The sequence below is a fragment of the Kitasatospora sp. NPDC086791 genome, from assembly GCF_040685975.1.
Taxonomy (GTDB): Bacteria; Actinomycetota; Actinomycetes; order Streptomycetales; family Streptomycetaceae; genus Kitasatospora.
Map to the genome: position 1 here is coordinate 1 of NZ_JBFBOC010000031.1, position 10,681 is coordinate 10,681.

At 70.4% G+C, this 10,681-nt stretch carries 10 protein-coding genes; all 10 read right to left on the bottom strand.

Going from position 1 to position 10,681, the window contains the following annotated elements; genetic code table 11:
* Nucleotides 1-135: 135 nt before the first annotated feature.
* Nucleotides 136-1,461, bottom strand: a complete 1,326-nt coding sequence (locus tag AB0Q99_RS28580) for an acyltransferase (protein ID WP_363576448.1) — start codon at nucleotides 1,459-1,461, stop codon at nucleotides 136-138.
* A gap of 110 nt (nucleotides 1,462-1,571) precedes the next feature.
* Complete coding sequence (locus AB0Q99_RS28585; RefSeq protein ID WP_363576449.1) at nucleotides 1,572-2,477, bottom strand: SDR family oxidoreductase; 906 nt, start codon at nucleotides 2,475-2,477, stop codon at nucleotides 1,572-1,574.
* Nucleotides 2,478-2,512: 35 nt separating this feature from the next.
* Nucleotides 2,513-3,490, bottom strand: a complete 978-nt coding sequence (locus AB0Q99_RS28590) for an acyltransferase domain-containing protein (protein WP_363576450.1) — start codon at nucleotides 3,488-3,490, stop codon at nucleotides 2,513-2,515.
* A gap of 106 nt (nucleotides 3,491-3,596) precedes the next feature.
* Nucleotides 3,597-4,844, bottom strand: a complete 1,248-nt coding sequence (locus AB0Q99_RS28595) for a beta-ketoacyl synthase N-terminal-like domain-containing protein (protein ID WP_363576451.1) — start codon at nucleotides 4,842-4,844, stop codon at nucleotides 3,597-3,599.
* Nucleotides 4,825-5,070, bottom strand: a complete 246-nt coding sequence (locus AB0Q99_RS28600) for an acyl carrier protein (protein WP_363576452.1) — start codon at nucleotides 5,068-5,070, stop codon at nucleotides 4,825-4,827. Before AB0Q99_RS28600 ends, AB0Q99_RS28595 begins: the two co-directional genes overlap by 20 nt.
* Nucleotides 5,071-5,072: 2 nt before the next feature.
* Nucleotides 5,073-5,825 (bottom strand): polyketide synthase, encoded by a 753-nt coding sequence (locus AB0Q99_RS28605; protein ID WP_363576453.1) that lies wholly within the window; start codon nucleotides 5,823-5,825, stop codon nucleotides 5,073-5,075.
* A 3-nt stretch (nucleotides 5,826-5,828) separates the two neighbouring features.
* On the bottom strand, nucleotides 5,829-6,635 hold the full coding sequence (locus AB0Q99_RS28610) for an enoyl-CoA hydratase/isomerase (protein ID WP_363576454.1): 807 nt from the start codon (nucleotides 6,633-6,635) through the stop codon (nucleotides 5,829-5,831).
* Nucleotides 6,623-7,882, bottom strand: coding sequence for a hydroxymethylglutaryl-CoA synthase family protein (locus AB0Q99_RS28615; RefSeq protein ID WP_363576455.1), 1,260 nt, complete (start codon nucleotides 7,880-7,882; stop codon nucleotides 6,623-6,625). The genes AB0Q99_RS28610 and AB0Q99_RS28615 overlap by 13 nt, the downstream gene beginning before the upstream one ends.
* A gap of 48 nt (nucleotides 7,883-7,930) precedes the next feature.
* Nucleotides 7,931-9,049, bottom strand: a complete 1,119-nt coding sequence (gene fabD, locus AB0Q99_RS28620; RefSeq protein ID WP_363576463.1) for an ACP S-malonyltransferase — start codon at nucleotides 9,047-9,049, stop codon at nucleotides 7,931-7,933.
* A gap of 187 nt (nucleotides 9,050-9,236) precedes the next feature.
* Nucleotides 9,237-10,586 carry a PfaD family polyunsaturated fatty acid/polyketide biosynthesis protein gene (locus tag AB0Q99_RS28625; RefSeq protein ID WP_363576456.1) on the bottom strand — a complete coding sequence of 450 codons (1,350 nt, stop codon included), beginning with the start codon at nucleotides 10,584-10,586 and terminating at the stop codon, nucleotides 9,237-9,239.
* Nucleotides 10,587-10,681: the final 95 nt, after the last annotated feature.

Genomic DNA, 10,681 nt, shown 5'->3' on the forward strand with positions numbered 1-10,681 from the left:
TCGCTGCTGATGATCGGCGGCGAGTTCGACCTCTCGGCCGGCGTGCTGGTCACCACCGCCGCGCTGACCTCCTCGCTGGTCTCGTCCCACGCCGGAGCGTGGGTGCGGCGGGCCGGGGGCGCGACGGGCGGGGTGTCAGGCGGCCGGGGCCGCCGTCCGCGAGGCCGGATCGACCGGAGCGGCCGGCAGGGTCCGCGGGTAGCGACGGCCGTTGAGCATCTTGCCGATCCAGGTCGAGCGCACCAGGTAGTGGTAGCTGAGGAACAGCAACGGCAGTGCGACCAGCAGGATCAGCGGGTACTTGACCGCCCACGGCAGCGGCCAGTGCATCATCACCGCCTGGAGCGCCATGACCAGCGGCATGTGGATGATGTACACCCAGTAGGACGCGTCGGCCAGGTACCGCCGCTTCGCGCTGAAGCCGGAGAAGTACTGCAGCGCGGCGCCGACCAGCCCGAGCGTCCACAGCCAGCCGGCCAGGCCGTAACCGGCCGCGCAGATCAGCTTGGTGGTGCCGGACAGCGCCTCCAGCTCCTGCTTGCCGTCGACCGTGACGAGCGAGGACTGCGGGTCGACGCCGCCCAGCACGGCGATCACGACGCTCAGGACGGCCGCGACGGCGACGTACCAGACCCAGCGCCGGCGCCAGGCCTCCAGCAGACCGGTGTGCTTGTGGACGAACCAGCCGAAGGCGAAGGCCACCGCGTAGCCGACCACGGTCGGCAGCTGCGGCACCAGGTCCGTGTTGGGGGTGGGCAGGCCCTCCCACAGGTGCCACTGGTCGAAGGTGAACAGGCAGAGGGCCACCGGCACCGCGAGGACGAGGGCCTCCACACGACGCGCGCAGGCCCAGGCCAGCGCCCGCTCCAGGGCGTTGTCACCGGCCGGCGCGCCCTCCCGGCCCTTGCGGAACGGCTTGGCCACCGTGTGACCGACCAGCAGGGCCACGTAGAACCAGTACAGGACCCAGAGGAACCACAGGTGGGCCAGCGGGATCGGCACGATGGCCCGGGTCGGCAACAGGCTGGTCAGGTCGGGCTTGAGCCCGACCACGGCGGCGATCAGCATGATGTTCAGCGGCGCGACCAGCACCGTGCCGAACAGCAGCGGCAGCAGGACGCGCTTGGTGCGCTCGCGGAAGAAGCCCCGGGCCCGGAGCCGTCGGTACTGCATCCGGCCGAAGAACCCCGCGAGCAGGAAGAACACCGGCATCCGGAAGAGGTGGATGACGAAGTACGCGAACGCCAGCGGCGGGCTCGGCGAGTCGTCGACGATCGGCCACCCGGTGTACGTGAAGCCGGGGATGAAGGCCAGGGTCCCGTGCAGGAGCACGCCGAGCAGCAGCGCGAGGCCGCGCAGCGCGTCCAGGGCGTGGTAGCGCTCGGCGGGTGCCGCCGCTGCGGCGTCCGGGGCGGCGTCCGGGGCGGATCTTGCCCCGGCCCGGGTGGTGTCGTGGGTCATGGTTTCCTCGTGGGGATCGGTCGCGGCGGAGAACGGCGGGCGAGCGAACGAACGGGCGGACGAACGGGCACGAACGGGCGAGCTGACGGGCGGGCCGGGGCCGGGGGCCGTCAGCCCTTCTCGGTGGCCGCGGCGGCGCCCTGCTTCCCGCCCGGCCGCGGCGCGGAAGAGGTGCGCCCGAGGTCCTCGAAGGTCTTCGTGGCGATGGTGAGGCAGAACTTCGGCGCGAGCCGGAACAGCCACCAGAAGAGCTTCCACTGCGCGGGCAGCACGATGACGCCCTCGTTCCGGGCGACCGCGTCGAGCGCCTTGCGGGCGAACTCCTCGGGGGCGATGGGCTTGCGCTTCTCCCACATCTCCTTGGACTGCTGGCCGGTGACGCCCTCGACCTCACGGCCGTACGCGCCGCCCTCGATGAACGGGGTGCGGATCACGCCGGGGCACAGCACGCTCACCCGCACGCCCAGCTGCGCGCCCTCGGCCCGCAGGTTGTGGGACAGGCCGACGACGGCGTGCTTGGTGGTCACGTAGGACGTGGTGCCGGGGCTCGGCACCAGGCCCGCCATGGAGGCGGTGTTGACGATGTGGCCGAAGCCCTGGTCGATCATCACGTTGTACGCGGCGTTGACGCCGTTGACGACGCCGCCGAGGTTGACGTCGATCACCCGGCGCCAGTCCTCGATGCGGTAGTGCCGGGCGCCGGCGCCCATGCCGTGGCTGATCCCGGCGTTGTTGAACAGGTAGTCCAGCCGCCCGGTGCGCTCGACGGTCTCCTCGACCAGCCGGGTGAACGCCTCGTGGTCGGTCACGTCCAGGCGGGCCGCCGTGGCCTTCCCGCCCGCCGCCCGGATCTTCGCGGCCAGTTCCTCGGCCTGCTCGGTCTGCAGGTCGGCCAGGACGACCTCGGCGCCGCGGGCCGCGAGGTCCTCGGCCAGCGCGCGGCCGATGCCCGACGCACCGCCCGTGATGATCGCGGTGGCGTCCTTGTAGATTCTCAGTGCGCTCTGCGCTCCCATGACCGGCTTTCTCCTTCGGGACTCCGACGTGGTGGTCAGCTTGTTGCTCGGCCTCTGAGCGAGGCCGTACCGGCCTGGAAGTCGCCCATGGACTTCAGGTCGTTTCCGAAACGGTTGATGGTGCCGGCCTGGGTGGAGTCGCTGCCGGGTGGCAGGAGGTACTTCACGAAGGTGGCCAGCGTGGCGCTGGGGCCGAGGTCGATGAAGTCGGCGTCGCCCGCGGCGAGCGTCCGCCGGACGGTCCGGGCGAACTCCACCGGGCTGCGCATGGCGGCCCACACGCCGTCCGGCGTGACGGCGTCCACCACGGTGGTCGCGGCCGCGGAGACGATCGGGATCCGCGGCGGGTGGAAGTCCACCGCGTCGAGGAGCCGACGGACCTCGGCCTCGACCGGGTCGATCAGTTCGGTGTGCACGCCGTAGTTGACGGGCAGCCGCTGGCACAGCACGCCCTCGGCCTCCAGGGCGGCCTGGAGCCGTTCCACGGCGGCGACGAGCCCGCTGACCACGACGTTGCCGTCGAAGTTGCGCCCGGTCACCCAGCAGTCGGCGAACAGCTCCGGGCGGGTGCGCAGCAGCTCCGCCGAGCCGACGACCGCCAGCATGGCGGAGCGGGGCGTCCGGTCGGCGAGCAGCCGGGCGAAGTCCACGGCGAAGGAGATCGCGCTCTCCAGCGGGAGGACCTCGGCGACCACGGCGGCGGTGAGCTCGCCGAGGCTGTAGCCGAGCAGGTAGTCCGGCCGGTAGCCGAGTTCCTGCACCACCCGGGTGAGGCTGTACTCGACGCAGAGCAGCGCCGCGTTGGAGTCGGCGAGCGAGTCGAAGGGGTCGCTCTTCTGCCGGTCCGGGTCGAAGACGACGTCCAGCAGCGACCTGCCGAGGACGGGCGAGGCGATCTCGTCGCAGTGCTCCAACCACAGCCGGTAGCGCGGGTTGTGGTCGTAGAGCTCGCGCGTCATGTGGAAGTACTGGGAGCCCTGGCCCGAGTACATGAACACGATCGGTTTGGTCATCGCCGGTGCTTCCAGGATTTCTCGGTCAGGGGGAGGAACGGGGTGGCGGCTCTGCGCGGGTGCGGTCCGGCGGCCGGGCGGGCGCCGGGCCCGCCCGCCGACGGGGTCAGCATGTCCGCAGGCAGATCGCCGAACTGATGCCGCCGAAGCCCATGCTGAGGCTGACGGCGGTCTCGACGGCCCAGGGCTCCGCCGCCGCGCCCACCCAGGGCAGCGACGGGTCCATCGGGTCGAGCAGGTTGCGGGTGGGGTGCAGGACGCCGGCCCGCATCTGGAGCAGCGTGGCGATCACCTCGACGGTGCCGGCCGCGGTGAGCCCGTGCCCGGTGATCGACTTGGTGGCGTTGATCCGCGCGTCGGTGAGCCCGCACTCGCGCAGTGCCGCCAGTTCGATCTCGTCGCCGAGGCGGGAGCCGGTGCCGTGCGGGTTGACGTAGTCGACGGCGGACGCGGTCAGCCCGGCCTCCCGCAGGGCGCCCCGCAGGACCCTGGTCTCGCCCTCCAGCGAGGGGTTGGGGTTGCGGTTGCCGTCCATGGCGGTGGCCCCGCCGAGGAAGCGGCCGTACGGTGCCCGGCCCGGCCGCGCGCCCTCCCGCTCGATGACGACCGCGCCACAGGCCTCGCCGTAGACGAAGCCGGCCCGGTCGCGGTCGAAGGGGCGGCAGGCCGCGCCCGGGTCGTCACCGGGAGCCATGGCGCCCATCGCCCGGAAGGCGAGGCACTCCCAGTACGAGAGGTCCATCAGCGCGCCCATCGCGACGCAGACGTCGACCTGCCCGGACCGGACGGCGCGGACGGCCTGCAGGACGGCGAGCAGTCCGCTGGCCGACGCCCCGCCCAGGGTGTGGGCGAAGCCGCGGATCGGGAAGACCTCGGTGCACAGCCCGCACAGGTCGGAGTCCATGAAGGCCATGCCGTAGGTCGGCCGCAGGAACTCCGGCTGCTGCGCGTGCCGGGCGTGGAGCTGGGTCAGCTCCCGCTGCTGGACGTTCGAGCCGCCGATGACCAGCCCGATCCGGTACGGGTCGACGTCCGCCAGGCCGGCGTCCGTCCACGCCTCGTCCAGGGTGGCCAGGGCGGCCCGCGCCGAGAGCGAGGCGGTCCGCAGTGTGCGCGGCGGAACGGCGGCCGGCATCGCGAGCTCGCCGATCTCGGCACCGAGGAAGGCCGGGCCGGTGCCGTCCGGCCCCGTGGGGGCGGACGGCACCTGGCGGCCCGGGCGGTTCATCGGGCCGAAGGCGTGGCTCCCGTCGAGGAGGGCGGCCAGGAACGCGTCCCTGCCCTGGCCCACCGCGGTGGTGATCCCGATGCCGGTGAAGACGAGGTCGTGCGCGTCAGGCGTTCGACTTGGCATGGATCCGGTCCGCCAGTTCGCCGATGTTCCTCGCGTCCGCCAGCTCGGCGAGCGGGATGCTGACCGAGAGCGCCTCGATCGTCATCATCAGGATCTCGGCCCGGTCGATGGAGTTGGCGCCGAGCTCCTTGAGCGAGTCGTCGGCGGTGAACGCGTGGTCCTCCAGCTCGGGCAGGACTTCGCGGGTGTTCTCCACGATCAGCTTGAGGACGTCCTGGGTGGACATGGTCAACCTCCTATGTAGTGCGATGCGATGAGGTCGCGCACCTCGGGCTGGTGGAAGGTCTTCTCGTGCATGGCGACCTCCCGCGCGATGTAGTCCGGCAGTTCGGCCCGCAGGTCGCGGACCAGGTGGTCCTTCAGCGTGACCAGCGAGATCCTCGGCTTCTCGGCCAGGGTCTCCGCCAACTCGACGGCGTAGGGCAGGACTTCGGCCCTGGGGAGGACGGGGAAGGGGATCCCGCGCTCCTTGAGGTCCCGGCCGTAGTAGGTCTTGGCGGAGAGCAGCATCTCCTCGGCCAGGCTGAAGCCGAGCTTCTTCGGCAGGATCATGGTGGCGCCCATGCCGGGGGTGAAGCCGTACTTCATGAAGTTGGTGGTGTAGATGCTCTCCTGGCTGAGGACGACGAAGTCGGAGAACATCCCCATGGCGAAGCCGCCGCCGATGCCGTGCCCCTGCATCGCGGCGATGACGGGCACCGGGCAGTCCAGCGCGAGCCCGTAGATGTCGGAGTCGGTGAAACTGATCCGCCGCTCCTGGATCTGGAGCAGGCTCTCCTTGCGGCCGCCGCTCGCGAAGTAGTTGCCGTAGCCGGTGAGGACGACCGCCTTGACCCGCTCGTCGGCCCGGGCCTTCCCGAAGGCCTCGCTGAGGCCGATGATGAGCTGGTCCGAGAAGGTGTTCTTGTGGACCGTGTCCTGCATGGTGATCTGGACGACCGACGGCCTGATCTCGCGGTAGTCCACGACTGCGCTCTGCATGACCTACTCTCCTTCCCAGGGGAAGAGCCCTGTCTCCACGTAGCGCGCGATCTTCCGCAGGTTCTCCTGGTCGGAGAAGACCTCGCGGTTGGCCTCGATGGCCTTCTCCCGGGAGGCGACCAGGGTGTCGTCGAGCGTGCGCAGGTAGTTCTTGTAGCGGGCCACCCCGGTCTTCGGCAGGTAGCGCAGCCGCAGCAGGTGCCGGCGCAGCAGGTTCGCGCTGTTGGCGTCGGCGGCGTCCACGAGCTTCCAGGCCAGGGCCTGTTCGGCGGTGAACGGCTGGGTGGTGAGGGTGATGTAGTTGGCCCGGGCCGGTCCGACCTTGCGGATCAGGAACGGCAGGACGCAGGCCGGCATCAGCCCGAAGAGCAGCTCCGAGAGGCTGAACACCGAGCGGTCCTCGCACAGCACGATGTCGCAGGCGGCGACGAAGCCGAGGCCGCCGGCGTTGACCTTGCCGCGGACGTGCGCGATCGAGACGAACGAGCCGAGGGCCAGCGCGAGCCACAGGTCGTACAGCGCCTGGGCGTGGGTCTCCTCCTGGCCGCCGCCGTCCCCGGAGGCGAGCTCGCGGAAGTCGGCGCCCCAGCAGAACACCTCGGGCAGGCCCTCCAGGACCAGCACCTTGGCGTGCTCCTCGGCGAAGCGCACGGCACGGGTGCACTCCTCGACGAGCCGGCGGTCGATCGCGTTGTCCGCCTCGGGGCGGTGGAGCTGGAGGAAGAGGATCTCGTTGTCGAACCTGACCTTGACGGTCCGGTACTCCGCCGGGTCCGGGGCGAGGACCGGTCCCCCGTTCAGGACACCCACTCGTACTCCCGGTGGAACTCGTCGATCCGCTTGAGGAACAGCAGTTCCCGGCCGAGCGCGGTGCGGGCGCCGGGGACGATGCCGGGGTCGAGCTCGGTGTTGCGGGTCCCGAACTTCACGGCGTGGTTGGTGCGGAGCAGCATGTCGTACTCGTCCATGCCGAGCTCGTACCGCTTGTCCAGGTGGTCGGCGATGCCGAACCGGCGGATGCGCTGCTGGCTGTCGGGGCGGACCACGCCGCTGAAGAACTCCGAGCAGCAGCCGGATCCGTAGGAGAAGACGCCGACCCGCTGCGGGCCGGTGAGGTCGGCGTTGTCGATGGTGCTCGCGAGCGAGAGCATGGTGGTCGCGCCCATGATGTTGCCGACCCGCTGGCAGTACGTCAGGCCGGGGCCCATCCGGCGCTGGAAGTCCTCCTCGATCGCCGCCGGACGCGCCTTGAGGAACTTGCGCATCAGGTTGCGGTGGGCGCCCTTGATCATGCCGCCGAAGGGCGTGTGGAAGGCCAGGTAGCCGAAGGTGTCGGCGAAGTGGACGTCGCCGACCCGGCGCGAGTACTCCTGGAAGGCGTTCTCGCAGCAGTCGAGGTACGACAGCAGGGACAGCTCGGCGTTGCCGGCCTCGCTGTCGGGCAGCGGACGGCAGGTGTCCATGACCTCGTGGCCGTAGTAGCCGCTGGCGCCCACGTCGATCTGGAAGACGTGCGGGTTGTCGCTGATCAGCATGGCGACGGCGCCGGCGCCACCGCTCGGCTCGGCGAAGGACCAGTCCTCGGAGAGCGCGTCGCCGCCCTCGGCCACCATGAAGCGGGTGATGTCGGTCGCGATGACCAGGGCCTTCGCCCCGGGGGAGGTCTGCGCGAGGATGAAGTTGGCGGCGGTCTGGAGCGCCGCGACGCCCGAGTAGCAGGCGTTCTTGATCTCGAACAGGCGGCAGTTGCGGTTCAGTCCGAGCAGGCTGTGGAAGTAGGTGCTCATGGACTTGCCGAAGTCGAAGGCCGACTCGGTGCCGGTGATGACGAGTTCGATCCGGTCCCGCTCCTCCGGGGACAGCGCGTCGATGATCGGCTTGGCCGCGTTGACGCCGAAGGTCACCGGGTCCTCGTAGGGCAGCGCGACGGTCTTCTCCTTCATCAGGAGGTTGTGGAACCTCGCGGTGTCCAGTCCGCGGTGGACCGCGAGCTTCTCCACGTTGACCTGGCTGGTGCCGGCGAAGACGTTCATCGCTTCGATTCCGACGGTCGTCATCAATCTCTCCTGGGGCTTCTGATCGGCGTGGCGGGGTGGTCCGTCGGACTAGTGGACGAGTTCGATCTCGTTGAGGTCGAAGTAGCCCCGGTAGCCGGCCATGTAGACGGCCGCGCGGTGGCCGAAGAGCACCGTGGCCTCGGTCGCGGTCTCCAGGGTTCCGTAGTCGCCGACCGTGGAGCGCACCCTGGTGCCCACCGGGTTGGTCTCGTTCCAGTCCCGCACCAGCTCGGGCGCGGACCGGCGCGGCTTCGGCTCGGCCGGCACGGTGTGCTTGCGCGGGTCGGGGATCTCCCGGCGGATCTTCTTGACCAGCTTGGTCAGGACGTCGCCGTGGCCGATCTCCTCGAACTCCATCCCCTCGTGGCCGAGGAGGTGTTCCACCGTGTCGGACCACCGCACCGAGCTGACGATCTGCTCGGCCAGGCGCTCCTTCAGGAGGTGGTTCTCGTACGGACGGCCGGTCACGTTCGAGATGACGGTGATCTGCGGCTCGGCGAACGGAATGCCGTCCAGGAATGCCGCGAACTCGGCCCGGGCCGGCTCCATGAAACGGGAGTGGAACGCGCCGCTGGTGTTCAGCGCGACGAACAGGTGCTTGCCCGTCTGGAACAGCGGCTTGGCCGCCTCGATGTCCTCGCTCCGGCCGGAAATCACGATCTGCGAGGGGGTGTTGTAGTTCGCGAGGTCGACCTCGGTGAGACCGTTCTCCTCCAGGACGGTCCGGATTTCCTTCTCGGACGCGTTCAGCACCGCGGCCATGCCGCCGCCGACCGCTTCCGCCATCAGCTCGCCGCGCTTCTTCACCAGCCGCAGACCGGTCGCGAAGTCGAAGACCCCGGCCGCCAGCAGGGCGTTGAATTCGCCCAGGCTGTGGCCGGCCAGGAAGTCCGGCGTGGTGCCGGTCTCGCGCACTCTCGCTTCGTACGAAAGGGCGTTGACCACGTACAACGCGGGCTGGGTGTACCGCGTCTGCTTCAGCAGGCCCTCGGGGTCCTCCAGGCAGAGGGACTTGACCGAGTAGCCGAGGATCTCGTCCGCGGTGCGGGTGAGGTCCGCGAACTCGTCGAAGAGCGAACCCCCCATTCCCTTCCGTTGCGATCCCTGGCCCGGGAAGATGTACGTCTTCATGGAGAAGCCTTTCTCGTCATGACGGAACCGCGGCAGCGCACGGCTTTGCCCGCACTGCCGGTGAGTTGACCAGGCGTCAGTTCCAGTGGGAATTCTCCAGGCCCCCGGCCCCCCGGCCATCGCCAGCGATCGTGACGTTTGATCAGATCATAGGCCCAAGCCTTTGGCGTGACCAGTGTGAGAATTCCCATGGGCCGCGGAAACGGCCCGACTCGCCTGCTGCTCAGCGTGATTGATGCTCCGTGAGAATGTCCGCCGCCCCCCTCATGAGGTCGTCGGCGATCCGGTCCACGTGCCGGTTCCGCCAGTCCTCGAGCGGCGTGCCCTTCACCCACTGGTTGAAGGCGCCGAGGGCGGGCCCGGTGTGCACCTGGAGGTTGGCCGGGTCGCGGTCCGGGTCCTGGAAGGTCAGCCGGCTGCTGTACCCGTAGTACCAGCGGAACATCAGGGCCATCCGGCGCTTCGGGCTCCGCCCGGCCCGCTCGACCTCGTCCGTCTGGCCGGTCCGCTCCAGGTACTCCTTGGTCTCCCGCCAGACGTCCTCCGCGCTGCGCTTGAAGAAGGTGTCCTGGATCTGCCTCCGGGTCCCGGGCGGGATCTCCTCCCAGGACTCGTGGGTGCGGTAGAGCGCGGAGAGCTTGTTGGCCCGGGCCGGGAACAGCACGCCCTTCTTCAGGACCTGCACGAGGGCGCCGATCTCGAACATGTCGCCGGCCGGGCAGTAGTCGGTGTCCTGGACGTCGATCTCCTGCAGGCGGTCCTTCACCCGGTCGCTGATCGCCGCCTCGACCGTGCACTGGTTCACGGACCCGGTCATGACGTAGTCGGCCCCCAGGGCGAACGCCGCGGCGACCGCCCGGGGCGTGCCGAGTCCGCCCGCCAGCCCCAGCCTGATCCCCTCGGCGTACCCGTGCTCCCGCGTCAGGTCGCGGCGCAGCGCCTGCATCGACGGCAGCAGCACCGAGGCCACCCCGCGGTCGGTGTGGCCGCCCGAGTCGGCCTCGACGGTGAGCTCCTGGGCCACCGGGATCCGGCGGGCGAGCTCGGCCTGCTCGGCGGTGACCAGGCCCTCCGCCAGCAGCCGGGCCACGATCGGCTCGGGGGCCGGACGCATGAACTCCCGGGCCACCTCCGGACGCGAGACCTTGGCCAGGATCCGGGTGCCGCGCACGACCCCGCCGTCGTGGCCGCGACGCAGCCCGCTCAACTGGTAGCGCACCAGCGCGGGCGTCACCTTGACGAAGGCCGAGGCCTCGATGATCCGCACGTCCTCGGTGAGCAGCAGCTCGACCATGGCGCGCTCGCGCTCCGGATCCGCCAGGCTGCCCAGCAGGTTCACCCCGAACGGCCGGTGCGGCGCCAGCTCCTTGCGGATGTGGGCGATGTCGTCCACCACTCGCTCCACCGGCATGCCCGCCGCCCCGAGGAAGCCCAGGTAGCCGGCCCGGCCCATGGCGACGACCAGCTCCTTCGAGGCGACCCCCCGGTACATCGACCCCGACGCATAGGCGTAGTCGATGCCCAGGTCGCGGCGGAAGCGCTCGTCGCCGAGTCGCCCTGCCGTGGTTCCCATCCCACCCTCCCTGTTCCAGCGCGGTCCCGGACCGCCGCCCCCGGGTGCGGGGGCGGCCGTCCGGTCCGCCGTACGTTTCGAGACCGGCCCGGGAG